The sequence below is a fragment of the Aureimonas sp. ME7 genome (assembly GCF_903970965.1).
Lineage (GTDB): Bacteria > Pseudomonadota > Alphaproteobacteria > Rhizobiales > Rhizobiaceae > Aureimonas.
Genome location: NZ_CAJCKW010000006.1, coordinates 101366 through 123063 on the forward strand (window position 1 = coordinate 101366; position 21698 = coordinate 123063).

A 21698-nucleotide genomic window follows, 5' to 3' on the forward strand; every position below is an offset into this window, starting at 1 on the left:
GCGCTTCTTCTGTTTCAGGTCGATTTCGTCGCCGGCGCGGCCTCCGGCGAGAAGATGTATCCGGCGCCCCGCACGGTGCGGATCACGCTGGGATGGGCGGGATCGGGCTCGACCTTGCGGCGGATGCGGGTGATGCGCACATCGATCGCCCGGTCGAACGGGTCGCTGTCCCTGGCGCTCGCCAGATCGAGAAGCCGCTCGCGCGTGAGCACCCGGCGCGGGTTTTCCGCGAAGGCTTTGAGCAGGCTGAACTCGCTCTGGACGAGCTGGATCGAGCCGCCCGCCTCGTCCCACAGGAGCTGGGCGTCGAGATCGAGCCACTTGGTGCCGAAGCGCACGCGCCGCCCTTCGTCGGCCGCCGCCTCCGGCGCCTGCGCCACTACTGCCGCGCGGCGCAGCACCGAGCGGATGCGCGCCAGAAGCTCGCGCAGCTCGCAGGGCTTGGCGAGATAGTCGTCGGCCCCGAGCTCCAGCCCCACCACCCGGTCGACGAGGCTGGCGGTCGCCGTCAGCATGATCACGGGGATGCGCGTCTCGGTCTTCAGGAAGCGGACGATCGACAGCCCGTCCTCGCCCGGCATGTTGAGATCGAGCACCACGAGATCGGGCGTCTTTTTCGACAGAAGCTCGCGAAACGAGGCGCCCCCGTCGCAAAGCTCCACGGCAAAGCCGTTCATGCCGACATACTCGCCGATCATGGCGCGTGTCGGCTCCTCGTCGTCCACCACCGCGATCAGGGGTTCGCTCGTCATCTCTCTGACACTCTCAAGGGAAGGGAAATGGTGAAGGCGGCGCCGCCGAGCGGACCCTGTTCCAGGACGTCGATCCGGCCTTCGTGGAGGTCCACGATCTTGCGCACGATAGAGAGGCCGAGCCCGGTGGAGCTTTCACCCCCGGTCGGCTGGGCGGACAGGCGCTGGAACCGCCCGAACAGACGTGCCAGGTCTTCGGGGCGAAGTCCCGGCCCGTCGTCGCAGACGCGAACGAAGACGGTGTCGCCCTCGCACCCGGCGGACAGCTCGATGCGCCCGCCGGCCGGGGTGTATTTCACCGCGTTGCTGACGAGATTGTCCACCGCCTCGCCCAAGCGGTCGGGATCGCAGTGGAGGTGCAGCCCGTCCGTGGCCGAGACGAGAAGCGTCTGGCTCTTCCCCGCCGCCAGCGAGGCGTTCATCTCGCCCACCGTGCGCACCAGATCGGCGAGGTCCACGAGGCGCGGATTGATGGCGATGTCCATCGCATCCGACATCGCGTCCGAGACCGAAAGGTCGACGATGCGCGTCATGCGCCGGGCGGCGGTCCGAAGATGGCCGGTCTGCGTTTCCAAGGGACCGCGCTGGTCGTCGGGCAGTTCGGCGGCGAGCGCACCCAGCATCTCGGCCCGCCCGAGGATCACTGCGAGCGGGTTCTTCAGATCGTGAGCGACCGTGCCCAGGATCTCGTTCTTGAAGGCGTTGACGCGCTTCAGCTGGCCGCTCTGGATTTCCAGCCGCTCGTTGGCGGTTCGCAGCGCGGCGGTGCGCTCGAACACCTCGGCTTCGAGGCTCTGCTTGGCGCGCACGAGCTCGTCGTGCATGCGCGCATTGTCGAAGGCGGCCGACAGCTTGGTGCAGTAGACCGACACGAGCGAGGCCTGCGTGGCGCCGAGTTCGGTTTGCGTGTCGAGCACCACGAGAATTTCCGCCCCGCTCGCGGTGCGCACGTAGAGATGGACGCAGCCATTGCGGTGCACCGGGCCGCCGGCGGCCGAGGCATGGGCCATCCAGGCCGCGAGATCCCCGCCCCCGTCCGCCGCGAAGGAGCCGAGCCGGGCGAGAACGGTCGGCTCGGCCCCTTCCTCTTCGCGCAGGACGAGCATGCCGTCCGACTGGAGGGCCAGAAGCGCGTTGAGTTGGAGGAGGACACCGTGCGCGAGGCGCGTCAGCGAGCGCTCGCTGAAGAGATCGGCCGAGGCGCCGACGATCATTTCGAGCCCCGCGCGCATGTCGTCGAGCTTCTTGAGCTGCTCGTAGGCCCGCAGGGCGGCGGTGATCGTGGTGAACAGGCGATCGGCGGTGAGTTCGGTCTTGGCCTTATAGTCGTTGATGTCGAAATCCACCACGACGTGGTGTTCGGGCGCCTGGCCCGGCTGCCCGGTGCGCAGAATGATGCGCACCAGCTCGTTGCCGAGCTCCTCGCGAATGGCGCGCGCGAGCTTCAGCCCCGCGTCCTCGGTTTCCATGACGACGTCGAGGAGCACGATGGCGGCGTCGGGATGGGCGCGCAGAAGTGCCAGCCCTTCCCCACCGGAATAGGCGCCGAGGAACTCAAGCCCGCGCCCCCCGAGGGCGAAGTTCTGCAGGGCGAAGCGCGTGCCGTCGTGGACCGCCCGATCATCGTCCACCACGACGAGCTTCCAGGGGCTCGCTGCCGGCGCGGCCGGCGGGTCCCCTTCGCTTTCGAAACTCATCCATTCGCTGGCCATGGCCGGACATCCAGATGCGCGACGGGCCGAACGGCCGGGTCTTTCCTCGAACTCGCGCCCAAGGACCCATACCGAGGCCTCGGGCTCCTCCTCGTGGCTTGGGAAACGCTTCAACGCCGCGCCCGGGAGCGCCGCCGCTCGGCCAAACACACGTAATAGTCGTAGTCGAACTCGCAGGACGGCGCCACCGCGACGTCGGGCTTTGCCGACGCAACGGAAGGCCACCAGCCGCGCATCGTCAAGCGCCCGGTCCAATGGGCCGAACCGCGGCCGTCTGAGCGGCGTGCAACCGTATGGGAAACCATGAGGCCCTCCTTCGCATCGCAATTCCTGAAAGGCCGCTTCCGGCCCGCCACCGCTTCCCTTAAGGGCTGCATGTTTCGCGTATCGGTCGAAACCGCGCCGCCATGTTTCGCGACCGTTTCGCGCATGGGGAGGCGGATCGCCCCTGTTGCGCGGGCGAGCTCGCCATGTCGCAGCGCAACATCCCCGACACGAACCGAAGCCTTCGCGTTTCGAACGAAACCCGATCGCCCATCGATCGAAACCCACGCGGCATCCGCGCGCAACGGCGCCTGCCTATTCCTCCGCTCCACGACCCGGCGCCGATCGCTCTTCGACCGTCGCCTCATTCTCGGAGTGCCCGACGCCGTGACCCCATTTTCCACCGCCGCCTTCGACACGATGCCTCAGATCGGGGCGAGCCTCGCCCTTGCCCTGCCGATCCTCGGAACGCGCAGCCTTCTCCTGCGCCGGCTCGCAGCCGCCGGCAAAGCGAATGCCCTCCGGCGCGAAACGCGCATCCGCCTGGCTTCCACGTTGATTCTCGTCGTCGGGCTCGGCCTCGTCTGGATCGCCGAACTCCAGTCGCTTCTCCTGTCGCTGACGGCGGTGACGATGGCACTGGTGCTGGCCACCAAGGAGCTGATCCTTTGCGCCACGGGCACGCTCGCCCGCCGGGCGGGCGGGAGCTTTCGCATCGGCGACCAGGTCCAGATCGACGGATGCTCGGGTCAGGTGATCGCCAGCAACCTCTTCACCACCACGATCGCCGAAACGGAGGCGTGCGGCCTCGGCTCGCGCCCGACCGGGCGGCGCATGGTGCTCCCCAACAGCCGGATGTTCGGAGCCGGCGTCCATGTCGAGGACCGCACGGCCCCCCTTCGCCACCACGCGTTCGCGATCACGCTGGAGGAACACGGCCCCTTGCGCGAGCTTCTCGGCTTCGCGGAGGCGGAAGCGACCCTTCACATGCCCGAGGGCGCTAGCCTCCCGCGCATCGCCCTGTCCACCAGCGATCTCGGCAAGACGCGGATCGAGGTGGCGATGTTCTGCGCGCCTGGCCGGGCGTTCGAGGCGGAGCGCGAGATCACCCTGGCGATCCTCGACCATGCGCGGGGCCGCAGCGCCGCCGTGCCCGCCCGCACGGGCGCGGCGCTGACGCTGGTTCGCCCCGCCGCGTGAGTGATCAGAACCGGACCCAGAGCGCGGTGAGAACGCCCTCCTCGTCCAGCGCGTTGCGTCCGGCGACGGCGCTCCATCCGCCGAGTTGGAGCGAAACGCGGGGCGTGACGTCGTAGACGCCGCTCAGCTGCAGCTTGTGCTGGTCGTAGCCCTCGCTCGTTTCGTCCGACAGGCCGAACACGGAGAAGCTTTGGGCGAGAACCAGAAAGCGCGACCACGGTCGCACCCCGAGGGTCACGTCCGCGCGAACCTCGTCCGCCTTGGCCGCGCCCCGTTCGCGAAACGCTCCTTGAGCATCCACGAAGGCCGAGCGCCCGGCGATCGTGAAACCGTATCCGGCCAGAAGCCGGGCCTCGTATTCCCCTTCCAGAAGCCCCGCCTGCATCGGATCGAGCGCCGCGTCGGCCTCCGCCAGGCGCAGGTTCGCCTCGACGGAAGCGACGAAGCCGCCGCGCTGCACGAGGCGGAAGCGACCGCCGATCTCCGACACGCCGAAACCCGTGTCCGTCGCCGGCTCTCGGTCCTCGAAGCGAAGCTGCCGCCATTCGGTGCGCCCGCGCAGGGTGAAACGGTCGGTGATGCCGTATTCCGCCAGTGCCTGGATCTCCGCTTTCCGAAAGCCCGACGACGGAGCGGAGTGCCGGTCCGACCCGAACGCGCCATCGGAGCGCGAGACACCGGCCTGGACGATGGCGATGCCCGTTCCCTTCGGCAGGGTCCAAGCCCCGGCAAGTGCCGTTCCCACGCCTAAGAATTGGGCCGGGGCCCATGCCGCTGCACACAGAATCATCACGGCAAGGCGTTTGCGGACAAGGGTTTTGGGCGTCACGTTCCAATCGGCTCCCGGCCGGATGACGTTGCGGAAGTCACAATCTGGGGTTCAAAGGATTACCGAATTGGTAGCCATCCCCCGCGAAAGCGCTTTCAAGGGCGCGGCCCTTCTTTTGCCGTCGGTCCTGGTCTAGGAGCTAGACCCCGAAGCGAACCCTTTTTGAACCACGCCGGGAGCCCGGATCGCCATGAACGACCAAGCCGCGACGCAGGCCAATCTTCTCGCCGAAGCCCTGCCCTTCATGCAGGCCTACGAGCACAAGACGGTGGTCGTGAAGTACGGCGGCCATGCCATGGGCAACCAGGAGCTCGGCCGCGCCTTCGCGCGCGACATCGCGCTTCTGAAGCAGTCCGGCATCAATCCGATCGTGGTGCACGGCGGCGGCCCGCAGATCGGCGCCATGCTGACCAAGATGGGCATCGAGAGCCGGTTCGAGGGCGGTCTTCGCGTCACCGACCAGCGCACGGTCGAGATCGTCGAGATGGTTCTGGCCGGCTCCATCAACAAGGAGATCGTCGCGCTCATCAACGCCGAGGGCGAATGGGCAATCGGGCTGTGCGGCAAGGACGGCAACATGGTCTTCGCCGAGAAGGCGAGGAAGACCTATGTCGACCCCGATTCGCGCATCGAGCGGGTGCTCGATCTCGGCTATGTCGGCGAGCCGGTCGAGGTCGACCGCACGCTTCTCGACCTTCTCGCCCGCTCGGAGATGATCCCGGTGATCGCGCCCGTCGCGCCCGGAAGGGACGGGGCGACCTACAACATCAACGCCGACACGTTCGCGGGCGCCATCGCCGGCGCCGTCCAGGCCGCACGCCTCCTGTTCCTGACCGACGTGCCCGGCGTTCTCGATCGCAACGGCGAGCTGATCAAAGAGCTGTCAGTGCCACAGGCGCGCGCGCTGATCGCCGACGGGACGATCTCGGGCGGCATGATCCCCAAGGTCGAGACCTGCATCGAGGCGATCGAACGGGGCGTCCAGGGCGTCGTCATCCTCAACGGCAAGGTGCTTCACGCCGTGCTGCTCGAGCTCCTGACCGAACACGGCGCGGGAACGCTCATCGTTCCCTGATGAGGGGCGACGGGTGCGGGCACCCCATGGGGCTTTGATCAGGCAGGGTGAGGTTTTCGCTTGCCCCTCAAGGCGCGGTGGAGTACTGCCCGGTACGGCGTACCGCTCGTTACGCCGCATTCTCCACCGTTCGAAAGTCCAGTGCCGTGACCGCCGCCCACGCTCAAGCCGATGCCGCAGCGCCCGTGAACTCTCGCGCCCGCGTCCTGTTCGCCAGCCTCATCGGCACCACGATCGAGTTCTTCGATTTCTACATCTACGCGACAGCCGCGGTTCTGATCTTTCCCAAGCTGTTCTTCCCGTCCGCCGACCCGACCTCGGCGACGCTGCAGAGCTTTGCGACCTTCGCGATCGCCTTCTTTGCGCGCCCCATCGGTGCCGCCATCTTCGGCCACTTCGGCGACCGGATTGGGCGCAAGGCGACGCTGGTCGCCGCGCTGATGACGATGGGCCTGTCGACGGTGGCGATCGGTCTCCTGCCGACCTACGCGACGGCGGGCGTCGTCGCGCCACTGCTCCTGGCGATCTGCCGTCTCGGCCAGGGCCTTGGGCTCGGCGGCGAATGGGGCGGCGCCGTGCTGCTGGCGACCGAGAACGCCCCTCCGGGCAAGCGCGCTTGGTACGGGATGTTTCCTCAGCTCGGCGCGCCGATCGGCTTCATCTGCGCCACGGGCTCGTTTCTGATCCTGTCGGACGTCCTGACCGACGAGCAGTTCTTCGCCTTCGGCTGGCGCATTCCCTTCGTCGCTTCGGCTCTGCTGGTGCTCGTCGGCCTCTGGGTGCGCCTGAAGATCCATGAGACGCCGGCCTTCCAGAAGGCGATCGAGCGGCACGAGCGGGTCAAGGTGCCCTTCCTGGAAGTCATGAAGGAGCACAAGGGGCGGCTTCTGGCCGGCACGTTCGCCGCGCTCGCGACCTTCGTCCTGTTCTACCTGATGACGACCTTCGTCCTGTCCTGGGGCACCTCGGCGCTCGGCTTCTCGCGCTCGACCTTCCTGCCGATCCAGATGCTCGGCGTCGTATTCTTCGGCTTGGCGATTCCCGTCTCGGCCCTTCTGGCGGACCGGATCGGCTCGCGCGCGACGCTGCTTCTGGCAACCGTCGGCATCGGGCTCTTCGGCTTCCTGTTCCAGCCGCTGTTCGGCGCGGCGACGACGGGCAGCGTGATCGCCTTCCAGATCGTCGGCTTCGCCTTGATGGGGATGACCTACGGCCCGCTCGGCACCGCCCTGTCGGATCTCTTCCCGACCTCGGTGCGCTACACCGGCGCGTCCTTGACCTTCAACTTCGGCGGCATCGTCGGGGCCTCGCTCGCGCCCTATCTGGCGACGCGCCTCGCCACCGACTACGGCGTCTTCGCGGTCGGCTACTACCTGTCGGCCGCCGCCGTCCTGACGCTGGTCGCGCTCTACGCCACGCCCCGCCGGCCCGAGTTCGAGGACCGCTAGAACGCCCCGCGCCGCCACGCCGGACATAGCTTGGCGGCGCGTCATCTCCCCCTGCTCGGTTGACGCCGCGCCCTCTCCCGTGCGCAAAGAGCCGATATGAGCGAGCACACCACGATCCGCCGCACCCGCGACGCCGGCCCCGACGATTTTGCCGGCATCCACACCTGGGTCTTCGATCTCGACAACACCCTTTATCCCCGCCGCACCGACCTGTTCTCGCAGATCGACAAGCGGATGACCGACTACGTCGCCGAGCTTCTCGGGCTGCCGCGCGAGGAAGCCAAAGCGGTCCAGAAGGATTTCTACCGGCAATACGGCACGACGCTGCGCGGGCTGATGGAGGTCCACCGGATCGATCCGGACGCCTTCCTCTCCTATGTCCACAACATCGACTATTCGTGGCTGACACCCGACCCGGCGCTGGGCGACGAGATCGCGGCGCTTCCGGGCCGCAAGTTCATCTTCACCAACGGCGACCGGGGCCATGCCGAGCGCACGGCGCGCCAGCTCGGCATCTTCGAGCATTTCGAGGACATCTTCGACATCGTCGCCGCCGGCCTCGTCCCGAAGCCCGCCGCCGAGACCTACGACAAGTTCATGGGGCTGCACCGCATCGACACGGCCCATGCGGCCATGTTCGAGGATCTGGCGCGCAACCTCGAGGTTCCTAAAACCCTCGGAATGCGCACCGTCCTGATCGTGCCGGAGAACTTCGAGACGACGCTCGGCGACGCGTGGGAGCACGAGGGGCGCGAAGGCGAGCATATCGACTTCGTGACCGACGACCTGACGGCGTTCCTCCAGCGCCTTCGCGGCACATGACCTCAGTCCTTCAGGAGCGAGCGGCCCGGATTGGCGAGCGATGCTTCGCCCCCTGCCTGCCTCGAAGAGGCTTCGCCCTCCCGCCGCTCCGATAGTCCGGCACGGTTCTGGCGCAGGACCGCGTCTTCCGCCCATTCTCCGGTTTCGCCCTTGGCAGCCTTCGCGGCTTCGCGCGCGGCGCGGGACTCGGGGTCGCTGTCCGTGGCCTTCGCCTGCCCTTGCGTTTCATCGGCCGGAATGGTCTCCGGCGCATCTTGCGCCTGCTGGCGTCGCATCATCTGCGAGTCGGTATCGAGATCGCCCATGGGTCCGCTCCCGTCATAGGGGTTGAGGCGGAGAAACGACGCTGCCCGGCAGCGGTTCCGGCCGCCTCTAGAACCCGTAGAAGGCGCGGATCGCGTCCCACCCCTCCTCCGCCGTATCGACGAAGGTCAGGAGTTCGATGTCCTCGGGCGCGATCGTCCCTTCCGCGGCCAGGAACTCGAAATCGACGAGGCGGCGCCAGAATTCCGAACCGAAGAGGATCACCGGGATGCGCGCCATGCGCCCCGTCTGGATCAGCGTCAGCGCCTCGAACAACTCGTCCAGCGTGCCGAAGCCGCCGGGAAAGATCGCCATCGCCTTGGCACGCAGGAGGAAATGCATCTTGCGCGTCGCGAAATAATGGAAGTTGAAGCAGAGTTCGGGCGTCGCATAGGGGTTGGGCGCCTGCTCGTGCGGCAGGGTGATGTTGAGCGCGATCGACACCGCGCCGACATCGGCCGCCCCGCGGTTGCCCGCCTCCATCACGCCGGGCCCGCCGCCCGTCACGATCACGAACTCCTTGCCGCCCGACGAGTTGGCCGAATGGCGGGAGGCTGCGGCCGCAAAGCGCCGCGCTTCGTCGTAGTACCGGCTGTTGGCTTCGAGCCGCGCCTTCTGCCCCTCGTTGCGCGCTGCCCAGGCCGCCTGGCCAGGCTCCGGAATGCGCGCCCCGCCGAACAGAACCACGGTGGAGAGGATGCCGGCCTGCGCCAGCACCATTTCCGGCTTCATCAGCTCGAGCTGAAGACGAACGCCGCGCGTCGCCTCCGCCGTCAGGAAGTCGGGGTCGTCGTAGGCGAGCCGATAGGTCGGCGACAGGGTCTGCGGGGTTCGGGGCTTGGCGACCTCGCGCCGGGCGTCCTCGCCGGACGAGGGAAAGGGAACCCAGGTTCCCTCCGGCGCGACGGGCGCGGGCTCGCCGGAAGGTCGTTTGGTGTCGTCCGTCATGATGCGCTTCAAGCCTTGCCTTGCTGGAAGGAAAGATGGAGGGCGCCCGGTCCAAACGGCAAGCCTTGTGCCCCGAGGACGCTGCCCTTAGAGCTTGGCGCCATTCGTCCGATCCCGATTCACAAGGAATTCCGCTCCGATGACCGCATCCCACGCCGATCTCGAACGCACGATCGAAGCCGCCTTCGAAGCCCGCGACGGCGTGTCGAGCGCCACGAAGGGCGAGGTGCGCGATGCGGTGGATACGGCGCTGGACCTCCTCGACCGGGGCGAGGCCAAGGTCGCGACGCGCGGCGGCGACGGCGCCTGGACCGTTCACCAGTGGCTGAAGAAGGCGGTTCTCCTGTCGTTCCGCCTCAACGACATGGAGATCGTGTCCGGCGGCCCGGGCTCGGCCACCTGGTGGGACAAGGTGCCTTCCAAGTTCGACGGCTGGGGCGAGAACCGCTTTCGCGAGGCCGGCTTTCGCGCCGTGCCCGGCGCCATCGTGCGCCGCTCGGCCTTTATCGGGCGCAACGCCATCCTGATGCCGAGCTTCGTCAATCTCGGCGCCAGCGTCGGCGAGGGCACGATGGTGGACACCTGGGCGACGGTCGGTTCCTGCGCGCAGATCGGCGCGCATGTCCACCTGTCGGGCGGCGTCGGCATCGGCGGCGTCCTGGAGCCGCTCCAGGCAGGGCCGACGATCATCGAGGACAACTGCTTCATCGGCGCCCGCTCGGAAGTCGTGGAAGGCTGCATCGTGCGCGAAGGCTCGGTGCTCGGCATGGGCGTCTTCCTCGGCCAGTCCACCAAGATCGTCGACCGCGAAACGGGGGCGATCACCTATGGCGAAGTGCCGCCCTATTCGGTGGTGGTGGCGGGCTCCTTGGCCGGCAAGCCGATGGGCAACGGCGAGGCGGGCCCGGCGCTCTACTGCGCCGTGATCGTCAAGCGCGTCGACGAGCGCACCCGCTCCAAGACCTCGATCAACGACCTCCTGCGCAGCTGAGCGTATCGCAGGACGGGAACGAGAAGGGCGCGGGATCCGAAGATTCCGCGCCCTTCTTCGTATCCGAAGATGGAGCCGATCAGTTGAAGCCGAGGCTCCCGGCGGGTGCGGCGGAGGCCGGTGGGGTCGCGTCGAACGAGCCGCCGAAGCGGCTGGCATCGGGCTCGGAATGCTTGGTGACGCGGCCACCGACCATCGAGCCGACGCCGATCGAGCCTTCCGCCGGCTTGGCTTGCGCGCTCGGGCGAGCCGTGTTGTCGGCCACGCGAACCACGGCGGGGCGAGCGGCAGGAACGGGGGCGCTGGCGGGAAGCGCCATCACGGCGGCCTGGGCGGTGCCAGCGGCGGGCGCGGCGGCGGCCGGCGCCATCGCGGTTGCCGTCGTTTCCGTCTGCTGCTTGGCGGGCGCGGGCTTGGCCGCCACGGTGCGCGCGATCAGGCCCGGCCGCACGGTCGGCTCCACGGCGGCGACCAGCGTGGAGGCTTCGCCCATGGCGGGCGACTTGCGGGCGCGGATCGAGGCCATGTGGCGCTTGACGTTGGAGCAGTAGACGCTGGCCGACTTCGACATCGTGGTCGTGCGGTGGCCGCCCTTGTACTTCATGGCGGTCTGGCAAACGTCGCCGCCGCCCTGCTCGTAGGCGCCCTTCAGGTAGCGCATGCCGTAGCGAAGATTGGTTTCGGGATCGAGCAGCGCTTCCGCGGGGCCGCTGAAACCCATGCCGCGAGCCGTCGCCGGCTTGATCTGCGACAGCCCGTAGACGCCGGCGCCCCGGGCGCGCGGATTGTAATGGCTTTCGACGCGCACCACGGCATAGGCGAGCTCGCGGGGAAGATCGTTCTCGTCGGCCGCTTCCGCGATGAGCTCGTCGATCTTCGGATCGCCGGTGATCGTGTCGCCGACGGCCTTGGCGACCGTGCGCACCGTTTCGGCGCTGGCGCTGGCGACGGCGGCCGCGCCCGAACCGACCCGGGCGGCACCGGCCACCACCGTATCCTTGGCGGCGACGACGCCGTCCGTGGCCGCGTCACGGGCGGCAACGGCCGTGCCAAGCGCCTTGGATGCGAGGCCGGGCTTGGCGGCAGCGGTCGGGGCGGGAGCGGCGACCACGCGGGCGCCCTTGGCTTCCGCCACCATCACCGGCTCGGCGGCGGGGCGGCCGGAAGGAACGATGACGCGCGTCGGGCCGGCGTCGGCGGAGGCGATCTCGACTACCTTCGGAGCGGCGGGCGCGGCGCCGGAGGCGGCGTTTGCAACCTTCGAGGCGTCGGAACGTTGGGGTGTCAGATCGGCGGTGCCCGACAGCTTGTCGCCATCGGAAACGCATCCTGACAGGATCAGCGGTGCAAGGAGTGCCAGACCGGCTACCGAAACCAAACGGCCGGAACGCGCAAAGGCGAACCGGGCTCCCATCGCCCGCTGGTCAATCATGCAAGGTCCCCATAGCCGTTTCCCTCGGGTCGGAGCCTTCCTGTCGAAACGGGGCCGAAACATGGCCGCTCGGTGACAAAGGTTACGATCCGTTCACGAAGGTTAGCGCAACGTGACCGAAAAACACCACCCCGCCAAACTTGGTTTTGCGGGCTTCGGGCAAGCTTGACAGGTTCGCAGCAAGCTCGCGCCACACTATCCAACTGAATCGTCACGACGATTCGAGGCGTTAAGGGTGCCCTAGGGGTATGCGGGAGCCTGCAGAAAATTTTTCCACAAGGGCGGTCGGGAAGCGCTAAAACCGGGCCATGACGCCGCTTCCGACCGATCCTGCCGCGAATCTCTTCCAACTTCTGCGCTGTCCTTCCGTCACCCCGGCGGAAGGGGGCGCCCTGTTGGCGCTCTCAAGGATGCTCGCTCCGCTCGGGTTTGCGATGGAGCGCCCGGTGTTTTCGGATAGCGGAACGCCCGACGTCGAGAACCTCCTGGCGCGGCGCGGCTCGGGTGGCCCCCATCTCTGCTTCGCCGGGCACACCGACGTCGTGCCGCCGGGCGCGGAAGCCGACTGGACGCACCCCCCGTTTTCCGGCGCGGTGGAGGGGGGCGAAATGATCGGGCGCGGCGCCGTGGACATGAAGGGCGGCATCGCCTGCTTCGTGGCGGCCGTGGCGCGCCTAGCCGAAAAGAACCTGTTGCCGGACGGGCGGATCTCGCTTCTGATCACCGGTGACGAGGAAGGACCGGCGATCAACGGCACGGTGAAGCTTCTGCGCTTTGCGGAAGACCGGGGCGAGCGCTTCGACGCCTGCCTCGTCGGCGAGCCGACCAACCCGGACGTCCTCGGCGACATGATCAAGATCGGCCGGCGCGGCTCGCTGTCCGGCCGCCTCACGCTTCGCGGGCGGCAGGGGCACGTCGCCTACCCGCACCGCGCCGACAACCCGATGCGGCGCCTTCCCGCCGTGCTCGAAGCGCTGCAGGGCCAGCCGCTGGACGAGGGGAGCGCCGCGTTCCAGCCGTCCAACCTCGAGATCACGTCGGTGGACACAGGCAATCCGGCCACCAACGTCATCCCGGCCGAAGTCGCGCTCGCCTTCAACATCCGCTTCAACGACCGTTGGACGCCGGACACGCTGAAGGCGGAGATCCTGCGGCGGATCGAAGCGGCGCTGCCCGCAAACGCTCGCGACGCCTATGCCGTGGAATGGCGCTCGCCGGTGTCGGACGTCTTCGTCACGCAACCCGGACCGCTGACGCAAGCCCTGTCGGAGGCGGTGGAGGCCGTCACCGGACGGACGCCTGAGCTTTCGACCTCCGGCGGCACGTCGGACGCCCGCTTCATCAAGAACCATTGCCCCGTGGTGGAATTCGGCCTTGTCGGCGCCACCATGCATATGGCCAATGAACGGGTCGCCCTCCGGGACCTTGAAACGCTGACGGCCATCTATGAAACCTTCATTGCCCGCTGGTTCGCCGCCCAGTCCTGACTTCCTGCCCTCGCTGCCCGAGATCGGTCGCTACTTCACCGGCGCGTGGCAGTTGATGGCCGGCGACCGGCAGGGGCTTCACCGGCTCGACCTATCGGCCGACGGCTTCTGGCGCTCGTTTGCCGCGCTCGTCGTGGCGCTGCCGCCGACCGCCCTGTCCTGGCTGGAGTTCGAGCGCGTCGAGCGCGGCTCGGCCGCCGCCGGGCCGCTCGCGGCGGTCGCCGCCCACGCGCTGGCCGACCTCACCGCCTGGCTCCTGCCCCTCCTCCTCGTCGGCATCGCGGCGCGCCATATCGGGTTCGAGCGGCGCATCGTGCCCTTCGTGGTGGCGGCGAACTGGGGCGGCGCGCTTCTGACCTGGGCGTTCTCGCCCTTTTTCGTCCTGCTGCTCGTCACCGGCCCGAGCGATCTGACGCAGATCCTCGGCCTCCTGATCGCGCTGGCCTCCGTCGTCCTGACGACCCGGCTCATCGTTTATGCCAGCGACTGCGACTGGCCGCTGGCGGTGTCGATCGTCACGATGATGGTGTTCGTTTCGCTTCTGTCCTACGGCGCCGTGTCCGATCTCTTCGGCATGGCCGTCGGCTGAGGCTTCAGGCGTAGTCGACCTGGGTGAGGTAGAGCCCGTCCGGCGGCGCGACGGGCCCGCAGCGCTTCCTGTCGCGCGATTCAAGCGCCGAGACGAGATCGGCTTCCGACCAGCGGCCTTCGCCGACGAGCTTCAGGGAGCCCGCGAAGGATCGGATCTGGTTGTGGAGGAAGGACTGGGCCGAGGCGTGGATATGCACCTCGCCGCCGGGCCCCGGCACGACGTCGAGCCGCTCCAGCGTGCGCACCGGGTTCTTCGCCTGGCAGTTCACCGAGCGGAACGTGTTGAAGTCGTGCGTGCCGAGAAGCCGCTTGGCGGCGCGGTCCATCGCCTCGACGTCGAGCGGGCGCCACACCCACCAGACATGGCCCTTCAGGATGGAGGGCGGCGGGCGGCGGTTGAGGATGCGGTAGAGATAGTGGCGCTTGCGGGCCGAAAAGCGCGCGTCGAACGTGTCCGGCACCTTTTCCGCGTGGAGGATGGCAACACTCCCCTCCTCGCGGAGATAGGCGTTGAGCGCGTCGCGCACCGTGTCGCTCTTCCAGTCGCGGGTGATGTCGACATGGGCGACCTGCCCCGTGGCGTGGACGCCGGCATCCGTGCGGCCCGCGCCGAACAGGGTCACCGCCTCGCCGCAGAAGGCATGAAGCGCGCGCTCCACGGTTTCCTGGACGGAAATGCCGTTCTTCTGCCGCTGCCAGCCGCAATAGGGGGCGCCGTTGTATTCGACCGTGAGCTTGTAACGCGGCACCGGGATCAGCTGCCGAGGCGCGTGCCGGCCGGCACCGGGTTGCCGCGCAGGAAATCGGAGGCGTGCGCCGGCTTGGCGCCGGCTTTCTGAACGTCGAGAAGGCGTACCGCCCCCTCGCCGGCCGCCACAAGAAGCGCGTCGTCGAGCGCTTCGCCCGGCGCGCCGGTTCCTCCTTCACCCACCGCGCGGAGAAGTTTCAGCCGCTCGCCGGCGAGAAGCGTCCAGGCGCCTGGAAAGGGCGAGAAGGCGTTGATGCGCCGCGCGATCTCGGCCGCCGGCCTGTTCCAATCGACGGCGGCCTCGTCCTTGCCGATCTTGTGGGCGTAGAGCGTCTCGCGTCCCGTGCGAGCCGCGATCTCGTCCTGGGGCTCGAAGCGGAGCGTGTCCGCCTCCAACCCGGCCATCGCCTCGACCATCAGTTTGGCCGAGGCCGAGGCCAGGCGATCGTGAAGTTCGCGCGCGGTTTCGCTCTCGCCGATGGGAAGCGTCTTCGTCAGCGCGACGGGGCCGGTGTCGAGCCCGGCTTCCATGCGCATCACCATCATCCCCGTCTCGGTGTCCCCGGCCTCGATCGCGCGCTGGATGGGCGCGGCGCCCCGCCAGCGGGGCAGGAGCGAACCGTGGCCGTTGAGCGCGCCGAGGCGCGGCGCATCGAGGATCGGCTGAGGGAGCAGGAGACCGTAGGCGACCACCACCGCGACATCGGCTCCGAGCGCGGCGAAGGAACGCTGCTCCTCCTCGCCCTTCAAGGACACCGGGCTGCGCACCGGCAGGCCGAGACGCCGTGCCTCCGCCTCGACCGGCGAAGGCGTCGGCTCCAGCCCGCGCCGTCCGGCGGGCCGGGGCGGCTGGGTGTAGACGGCGGCGATTTCGTGGCCCGCGCCGTGAAGGGCCTGGAGCGTCGGCACGGAAAACTCCGGCGTTCCCATGAAGACGAGGCGAAGGCTCATGGCCGCCTCAGGCCACGCCGCGCTTCGACGCCTTGGAGAACTTGCGGATCACCATGTCGCGCTTCAGCTTGGAAATGTAGTCGATGAAGAGCGTGCCGTTGAGGTGGTCGATCTCGTGCTGGAGGCAGGTGGCGAGAAGCCCGTCGGCCTCGATCTCGTGGGTCTGGCCGTCCAGCCCGAGATAGCGCACGCGAACGCCCGCCGGCCGCTCCACCTCGGCATAGTAGTCCGGGATCGACAGGCAGCCTTCCTCATAGGTCGAACGCTCGTCCGACGAATGGAGGATCTCCGGATTCAGGAAGACCTGGGGCGCCTTTTCCTCCTCGTCCTCCTTGGACAGGTCGATCGTGACGACGCGCAAGGGTTCGCCGACCTGGATCGCGGCCAGCCCGATGCCGGGCGCGTCGTACATCGTCTCCAGCATGTCGTCGACGAAGCCGCGCAGCGCGTCGTCGACGCGCAGGACCGGCTCGGACACGCGGCGCAGAAGGGGATCGGGCAGGATGACAAGGGGCTTGACGCTCATGCGCGTCACGTAAGCCGAAGGGGCGAACGGGTCAACCGCCGAGCGATGTTCCCGTTTTGATCTGGCTCGAGCATCTCGAATCGGCTAGGCTTCAGGCCATGGATTTTTCCGCCCTCGGCTCCTTCCTCGACCGGCCGTTCGTCGCCGTTTTCGGCCTGTCCCTGACCTGGGGCGAGGCGCTGCTCGTCGTGCTGGTCGCCGGGCTTCTCCTGCGTTTCGTCTTCCGGCGCGGGACCTCGGGCGCCGTGGACGACGAGGGGACGCAGGAGCTTCTGCGCTCCCAAGCCGAGCTTGCCGGCCGCATGCAGAGCATGGGCGAGATGATCGGCGCGCGGCAGGCGGAACTGACGCGCGCGGTGGCCGAGCGGCTGGATGGAATGGGCGTGCGCGTCGGGCGAAGCCTGCAGGAAACCCAGGCGCAGACCGGAGAAACGTTGGCGCGCCTCGCCGAGCGCCTTGCCGTGATCGACCGGGCGCAGGGGCAGATCCAGGGGCTTGCCGGCGAGGTGGTGCGCCTGCAGGACATTCTCGCCAACAAGCAGTCGCGCGGCGCCTTCGGCCAGGCGCGGATGGAGGCGATCGTCATGGACGCGCTGCCGCCCGGCGCCTATTCCTTCCAGGCGACGCTGTCCAACGGCAAGCGGCCGGACTGCCTGATCCCGATGCCGAACGGCGCGCCGGCCCTGGTGGTGGACGCCAAGTTTCCGCTGGAAGCCTGGACGGCGTTTCGCGAGGCGACGAGCGACGAGGCGCGCGATCTCGCCGCCACCCGCCTTCGCCGCGACATGGACGTCCATGTGCGCGCGGTTTCGGAAAAATACCTTCTGCCGGGCGAAACGCAGGACACGGCCTTCATCTTCGTGCCCTCGGAATCGGTCTTCGCCGAGATCAACGAGCATTTCGGCGACATCGTCCAGCGCGCGCATCGGGCTCGGATCGTCATCGTCTCGCCCTCGCTCCTGATGCTGTCGATCGAGGTGGTGAAGGCGCTTCTTAAGGACCAGCGCATGCGTCGGGAAGCGGGGCGGATCCAGCGCGAGGTGGTGGCGCTCGGCGAAGATCTCCAGCGGCTCGACGCGCGGGTGGCGGCGCTGAAAAACCACTTCGCCCAGACGGGGCGCGACGTCGACCAGATCCTGATCTCCACGGAGAAGCTGATCCGGCGCGGCGAGAAGATCGCGAGCGCGGAACTCGGCGAGGAAGGCGAGCCGCACCCTGTGTCGAGATCCTGAAACATACGCCGACGAATCGACCGGTTTTCCACACGTTCGCGAAACCACGCCGAAAAACACTAGGCCTAAAGCTTGACAAATCTTTAATCGGAGGGGATCGAAAACGCCGCGATCGCGTTTCTCCCCTGAATGACTATCTCGGGGGCTTTTTCCATGCGCGGCATCACGACAGCGATTTTCGCCGGTCTCGTCCTCTGCGCCTCGCCGATCGCCGTATCCGCGCCCGCCCATGCCGCCGCCGCAACCGCGTCGCAGGATCTCGCTTCCCTTTACAACCAGAACACCAGCGACGAGTTTCGCAAGGGTCTTCAGGTTCGCCTGACATGGACGGGCGACTATGCCGGCGCGTTCGACGGCCGCATCGGCCCGCAGACGCTCCGCTCGGTTCGCGACTTCCAGGCCCGCAACGGGTTCACCGCCGACGGCGTGATGAACGAGGCGTTCCTGAAGCTTCTGATCGCGAAAAGCGACGAGGCACGCGATGCGGTCGGCTTCACCCATGTGACCGACACGGCGACGGGCGTTCGCCTCGCTTTGCCCGGCGCGCTCGTCGCGCCGAAGGGCGAAACGGAAGTCGGCAGCCTGTGGCGCTCGGACGACGGCGGGATCGAGATCGAGACCGTGCGCTTCGCCAAGGAAGGCTACACGCTGTCCGGCGTCTTCGACACGCTGTCGGCCGGTGGCCCCGGCAAGACGGTGGCCGCCGCCGAGATGACGGGCGATGCCTTCACCATTCGCGGGCACGAGGACGGCCGAGAGTTCCTGATCCGCTTTTCGGGGCGTGGCAACGACCTGCGCGGCTTCTCCGTCGCCTGGAACGCCGAGGAAGCGCCAGTCGTCGCGCCATATGCGCAGGTCGCCGCGCTGACGGTCGAGCCCTTTGCCGCCGCGCCGCAGGCCGAGGACATGGGTCCGATGGCTCGCCTCTTCGAAAGCGGCCGTGCGGAAGGCGTCGCCTTCGGCGAAGGCGAGAAGGCGTCGGCGCCCGCCAAGCCGGAACTCGCCGGCCCCGCCCCCGGCTTCGATTCGTCGGGCACCGGCTTCGTCGTCTCCAAGGACGGCTGGCTCCTGACCAACGCCCATGTCGCCAAGGCCTGCAAGACGGTTCTCGTCGGTGACCTTGGTGCCGCGTCCCAGGTCATCGTCGATGAGGCGCAGGATCTGGCCCTCCTGAAGGTGGACGCTAAGGCCGGCAAGCCGCTGCCGATCGTCTCGGGCAAGCCGCGCCTCGGAGAGGACATCCTGGCGCTCGGCTTCCCGCTGCGCTCGATCCTCGCCGACAGCCTGAACGTGACGCGCGGCAACGTTTCGTCGCTGATGGGCCTGATGAACGACGCGAACTACCTGCAGATTTCCGCCCCCGTTCAGCCCGGCAATTCGGGCGGCCCGCTGGTGGATCTCGCCGGCCGCGTCGTCGGCGTCGTCACCGCTAAGCTCAATGCCGTCGCGGTCGCCGACCTGACGGGCGATATCCCGCAGTCGATCAACTTCGCGATCCGCCCGGATGCTGCCGCCCGCTTCCTCGATGCCCACCACATCGCCTACGAGACAGCCGACGCGAAGCTGGCGCTGGAAAGCGTGCCGGACGCGACCGCCAAGGTCCAGGACTCGATCTACCCGGTTCTCTGCCTCGGCACGAACTGAGCGCCCGCCCGCTGGAACGAACAAGGGCCGGATGCGTAGCGCATCCGGCCCTTGTTCGTTCCAGGTCGCCGGGTCAGTTGGATGTAATAGCCTCGAAGATCGGCGTCACCACGACGTGGGTTCCGTCGAAGCTCGCGCCCTGCATCGGAATTTCAGCGGTGCCTCCGCCCTGCCGGTCCACGACGAGGAGGCCGGCATCCGCCGTGTCGCTGGCCATGCGCACCTCGCGCAGAGTGCCCACGTGCTGGCCGTCGGAGCTCATCACCGCCTTGCCGGCCCAGTTCGTCGTATCCTGGTCGCCGATGCCCGAATCCATGGCTTCGTTGTCGCTGGTGACGGATGGAACCGGCGGCTGCGTCGCGGCCGTCCCTTGCGCGGACGCGATACCGGGGGCGCCGAGAAGAGCTAGGCCAAGCGCTGCGTGTCGAAGGAAAGGATGGATCAAGAGGGTCTCCAAAGCTCGAGGCCGCGAGACAGCGCGGCGATGGCTGAGGGACGCCCGTTTCACCGTCATGGTTCCCCGCGTCACGCAATCTTCACACGGGCCCGGCGGCGCCTTACCCGGCCTGTGTCGCAGCCGGCCCATGCCCCGAAACGCACTCGTCCCGTCATCCAACTGTGATCTTGCGACCCTAGGGCAGCCTGGAACCGTTCCAAGACAGAAGGACCCGAAGGGCGATGAACGAGCACGTCAATCCCCGCCATGCCGTCTTCCCGACGAGCCGCCTCGAGGATGCCGAAGGCGAGGGCCTGAACCCGACCGCCAACCGGACGATGGGCGAGATCATCGCCAACCGCTTCTCGCGCCGCGACTTCCTGCGCGGCTCGCTCGCCGCGACCGCGATCGCGGCCACCGTCAGCCCGATGGCGCTGATCTCGGCCGAGCATGCGCGCGCCGCTTCTCCGAAGCGCTTCGACTTCCGGGAAGTGGAAGCGGGCATCGACACCCATCATCACGTGGCCGAAGGCTACGACGCGGACGTCCTCCTGCGCTGGGGCGACGCCCTCTTCCCCGACAGCCCGGCCTTCGACCCGGTGAACCAGACGCCGGAAGCGCAGGTGCGTCAGTTCGGCTACAACAACGACTATGTCGGCTTCGTGCCGCTCAGCGGATCGTCCGAGCACGGCCTTCTCGTGGTGAACCACGAATACACCAACGAGCACCTGATGTTCCCCGGCATCGTCAAGGTGGTCGAGAAGGCCGACAAGAAGGACCCGACGAAGACCGTCACCGAGTTGGAGATCGCCCCGGCCGATCGCCGCCGCGTCGACATCGAGATGGCCGCCCACGGCGGCACGGTGGTCGAGATCCGCAAGGAGGGCGGCAAGTGGCGAGTGGTGCGCGAGGGCGCGCTCAACCGCCGCATCACCTCCAGCACCGAGATGCAGCTGACCGGCCCCGCCGCCGGCCACGACCGCCTGCGGACCAAGGCGGACGCGACCGGCACCAAGGTCTTCGGCACGATCAACAATTGTGCCGGCGGCGTCACGCCCTGGGGCACCTACATCATGGCCGAGGAGAACATCCACGGCTACTTCATGGGAACCCTGCCCGAGGGCCACCCGGAAGCGACGAACTACAAGCGCCTCGGCCTTCCCGAGGGCACCTATGCCTGGGGCCAGTTCCACGAGCGCTTCGATATCTCGAAGGAGCCCAACGAGCCCAACCGCTTCGGCTGGGTGGTCGAGGTCGACGTGATGGACCCGAACTCGGTGCCGAAGAAGCGCACCGCGCTCGGCCGCTTCAAGCACGAGGGCGCCGAATCGATCGTGGCCAAGGACGGGCGCGTCGTCTTCTATCTCGGCGACGACGAGCGTTTCGACTACGTCTACAAGTTCGTCACCACCGGGCGCTATGACGCCGACAACCGCGCCGCCAACATGGATCTCCTGGACGAGGGGACGCTTCATGTCGCCCGCTTCGCCGAGGATGGGACGGTGGAATGGCTGCCGCTCACCCATGGACAAGGCCAGTTGACGGCCGAGAACGGCTTCCATTCCCAGGCCGACGTCCTGATCGAAACGCGCCGGGCGGCCGATCTCCTGGGCGCGACGCCGATGGACCGGCCGGAGGACATCCAGCCGAACGAGACCAACGGCCGGGTCTACGTCATGCTGACCAACAACACGCGCCGCAAGGACGACCAGATCGACGCCGCCAACCCGCGCGCGGCCAACGCCTTCGGCCACATCATAGAGATCCACGAGGACGAGGGCGACTTCGCGGCCACCAAGGGTCGCTGGGAGGTTCTTCTGAAATGCGGTGATCCGAGTGTTGCCGAAGTCGGGGCGACCTTCTCGACCGAGACCACGAAGAACGGCTGGTTCGGCATGCCCGACAACTGCGCGGTCGATGCCGACGGTCGCCTCTGGGTGTCCACCGACGGCAACAGCCCCAAGGCGACGGGCCGCACGGACGGGCTTTGGGCGGTGGAAACGGAAGGCGAGGCGCGCGGCACGTCGAAGCTCTTCTTCCGCGTGCCGGTGGGCGCGGAAATGTGCGGGCCGCTTCTCCTGCCCGACATGCAGACGGCGTTCGTCGCCGTGCAGCATCCCGGCGACGGCGGCGAGGACTGGGACGGGTTCGGCCGCCTGTCCTACTACGAGGATCTGTCGACCCGCTGGCCGGATTTCCGCGACGACATGCCGACGAGGCCGTCCGTCGTCGCGATCACGAAACAGGGCGGCGGCCGGATCGGCTGATCCATCCCTCATGATCTTGGCGGCGGCCTTCCCGGAAAGG

21 protein-coding genes are annotated in these 21698 nt (G+C 68.0%); 10 read left to right on the top strand and 11 right to left on the bottom strand.

Annotation, left to right across the window (positions count from 1 at the left end):
• Positions 1 to 14: 14 nt before the first annotated feature.
• From H7A85_RS12130 to H7A85_RS12140, 3 genes are all read right to left on the bottom strand, one after another.
• The gene (locus tag H7A85_RS12130) at positions 15 to 752 is read right to left on the bottom strand and encodes a response regulator (RefSeq protein ID WP_182086206.1); all 738 of its coding nucleotides are present in this window, start codon (positions 750 to 752) and stop codon (positions 15 to 17) included.
• The gene (locus tag H7A85_RS12135; protein WP_182086207.1) at positions 749 to 2464 is read right to left on the bottom strand and encodes a DUF3369 domain-containing protein; all 1716 of its coding nucleotides are present in this window, start codon (positions 2462 to 2464) and stop codon (positions 749 to 751) included. The genes H7A85_RS12130 and H7A85_RS12135 overlap by 4 nt, the downstream gene beginning before the upstream one ends.
• A gap of 110 nt (positions 2465 to 2574) precedes the next feature.
• A complete protein-coding gene (locus tag H7A85_RS12140) occupies positions 2575 to 3033 on the bottom strand; it encodes a hypothetical protein (protein WP_182086208.1) in 459 nt (152 codons plus the stop codon).
• A gap of 82 nt (positions 3034 to 3115) precedes the next feature.
• Between H7A85_RS12140 and H7A85_RS12145 the strand changes: the two genes are divergently transcribed.
• On the top strand, positions 3116 to 3928 hold the full coding sequence (locus H7A85_RS12145) for a mechanosensitive ion channel domain-containing protein (protein ID WP_182086209.1): 813 nt from the start codon (positions 3116 to 3118) through the stop codon (positions 3926 to 3928).
• Positions 3929 to 3932: 4 nt separating this feature from the next.
• Here H7A85_RS12145 and H7A85_RS12150 read toward each other — a convergent pair whose 3' ends face one another.
• Positions 3933 to 4673: a hypothetical protein gene (locus H7A85_RS12150; RefSeq protein WP_182086210.1), complete on the bottom strand. Its 741-nt coding sequence runs from the start codon at positions 4671 to 4673 to the stop codon at positions 3933 to 3935.
• Between the two features lie 274 nt (positions 4674 to 4947).
• Between H7A85_RS12150 and argB the strand changes: the two genes are divergently transcribed.
• From argB to H7A85_RS12165, 3 genes are all read left to right on the top strand, one after another.
• Positions 4948 to 5832: an acetylglutamate kinase gene (gene argB, locus H7A85_RS12155; RefSeq protein WP_182086211.1), complete on the top strand. Its 885-nt coding sequence runs from the start codon at positions 4948 to 4950 to the stop codon at positions 5830 to 5832.
• 146 nt (positions 5833 to 5978) lie between these two features.
• Positions 5979 to 7280, top strand: a complete 1302-nt coding sequence (locus tag H7A85_RS12160) for an MFS transporter (protein WP_182086212.1) — start codon at positions 5979 to 5981, stop codon at positions 7278 to 7280.
• A 96-nt stretch (positions 7281 to 7376) separates the two neighbouring features.
• Complete coding sequence (locus H7A85_RS12165) at positions 7377 to 8102, top strand: pyrimidine 5'-nucleotidase (RefSeq protein ID WP_182086213.1); 726 nt, start codon at positions 7377 to 7379, stop codon at positions 8100 to 8102.
• 2 nt (positions 8103 to 8104) lie between these two features.
• Here H7A85_RS12165 and H7A85_RS12170 read toward each other — a convergent pair whose 3' ends face one another.
• Both H7A85_RS12170 and H7A85_RS12175 read right to left on the bottom strand, forming a co-directional pair.
• Positions 8105 to 8407, bottom strand: coding sequence for a hypothetical protein (locus tag H7A85_RS12170; protein WP_182086214.1), 303 nt, complete (start codon positions 8405 to 8407; stop codon positions 8105 to 8107).
• 67 nt (positions 8408 to 8474) lie between these two features.
• Positions 8475 to 9353, bottom strand: coding sequence for an LOG family protein (locus H7A85_RS12175; protein ID WP_182086215.1), 879 nt, complete (start codon positions 9351 to 9353; stop codon positions 8475 to 8477).
• A gap of 139 nt (positions 9354 to 9492) precedes the next feature.
• Between H7A85_RS12175 and dapD the strand changes: the two genes are divergently transcribed.
• Positions 9493 to 10344: a 2,3,4,5-tetrahydropyridine-2,6-dicarboxylate N-succinyltransferase gene (gene dapD, locus H7A85_RS12180; RefSeq protein WP_182086216.1), complete on the top strand. Its 852-nt coding sequence runs from the start codon at positions 9493 to 9495 to the stop codon at positions 10342 to 10344.
• A 79-nt stretch (positions 10345 to 10423) separates the two neighbouring features.
• Here dapD and H7A85_RS20855 read toward each other — a convergent pair whose 3' ends face one another.
• Positions 10424 to 11776, bottom strand: a complete 1353-nt coding sequence (locus H7A85_RS20855) for a transglycosylase SLT domain-containing protein (protein WP_244631156.1) — start codon at positions 11774 to 11776, stop codon at positions 10424 to 10426.
• Between the two features lie 308 nt (positions 11777 to 12084).
• Between H7A85_RS20855 and dapE the strand changes: the two genes are divergently transcribed.
• Positions 12085 to 13263, top strand: coding sequence for a succinyl-diaminopimelate desuccinylase (gene dapE / locus H7A85_RS12190; RefSeq protein ID WP_182086217.1), 1179 nt, complete (start codon positions 12085 to 12087; stop codon positions 13261 to 13263).
• Entirely contained in the window at positions 13235 to 13852 is a 618-nt protein-coding gene (locus tag H7A85_RS12195; RefSeq protein WP_244631158.1) for a hypothetical protein, read from the top strand. The genes dapE and H7A85_RS12195 overlap by 29 nt, the downstream gene beginning before the upstream one ends.
• A 4-nt stretch (positions 13853 to 13856) precedes the next feature.
• Here the strand turns inward: H7A85_RS12195 and truA are convergent, their stop codons facing one another.
• Genes truA through def form a run of 3 tightly spaced genes read right to left on the bottom strand, consistent with a single transcriptional unit; the run spans position 13857 to position 16079 of the window.
• Positions 13857 to 14603 carry a tRNA pseudouridine(38-40) synthase TruA gene (gene truA / locus H7A85_RS12200; RefSeq protein ID WP_182086218.1) on the bottom strand — a complete coding sequence of 249 codons (747 nt, stop codon included), beginning with the start codon at positions 14601 to 14603 and terminating at the stop codon, positions 13857 to 13859.
• 5 nt (positions 14604 to 14608) lie between these two features.
• Complete coding sequence (gene fmt, locus H7A85_RS12205; RefSeq protein ID WP_182086219.1) at positions 14609 to 15553, bottom strand: methionyl-tRNA formyltransferase; 945 nt, start codon at positions 15551 to 15553, stop codon at positions 14609 to 14611.
• 7 nt (positions 15554 to 15560) lie between these two features.
• Entirely contained in the window at positions 15561 to 16079 is a 519-nt protein-coding gene (def, locus tag H7A85_RS12210; protein ID WP_182086220.1) for a peptide deformylase, read from the bottom strand.
• 98 nt (positions 16080 to 16177) lie between these two features.
• Between def and rmuC the strand changes: the two genes are divergently transcribed.
• Positions 16178 to 17311 carry a DNA recombination protein RmuC gene (rmuC, locus tag H7A85_RS12215; RefSeq protein WP_182086221.1) on the top strand — a complete coding sequence of 378 codons (1134 nt, stop codon included), beginning with the start codon at positions 16178 to 16180 and terminating at the stop codon, positions 17309 to 17311.
• Between the two features lie 153 nt (positions 17312 to 17464).
• Positions 17465 to 18955 (top strand): serine protease, encoded by a 1491-nt coding sequence (locus H7A85_RS12220; protein WP_182086222.1) that lies wholly within the window; start codon positions 17465 to 17467, stop codon positions 18953 to 18955.
• Between the two features lie 73 nt (positions 18956 to 19028).
• Here the strand turns inward: H7A85_RS12220 and H7A85_RS12225 are convergent, their stop codons facing one another.
• Positions 19029 to 19400, bottom strand: a complete 372-nt coding sequence (locus H7A85_RS12225; protein WP_182086223.1) for a PRC-barrel domain-containing protein — start codon at positions 19398 to 19400, stop codon at positions 19029 to 19031.
• Positions 19401 to 19633: 233 nt separating this feature from the next.
• Here H7A85_RS12225 and H7A85_RS12230 point away from each other — a divergent pair, with 233 nt between their 5' ends.
• Positions 19634 to 21658, top strand: coding sequence for a PhoX family phosphatase (locus H7A85_RS12230; protein WP_182086224.1), 2025 nt, complete (start codon positions 19634 to 19636; stop codon positions 21656 to 21658).
• Positions 21659 to 21698: the final 40 nt, after the last annotated feature.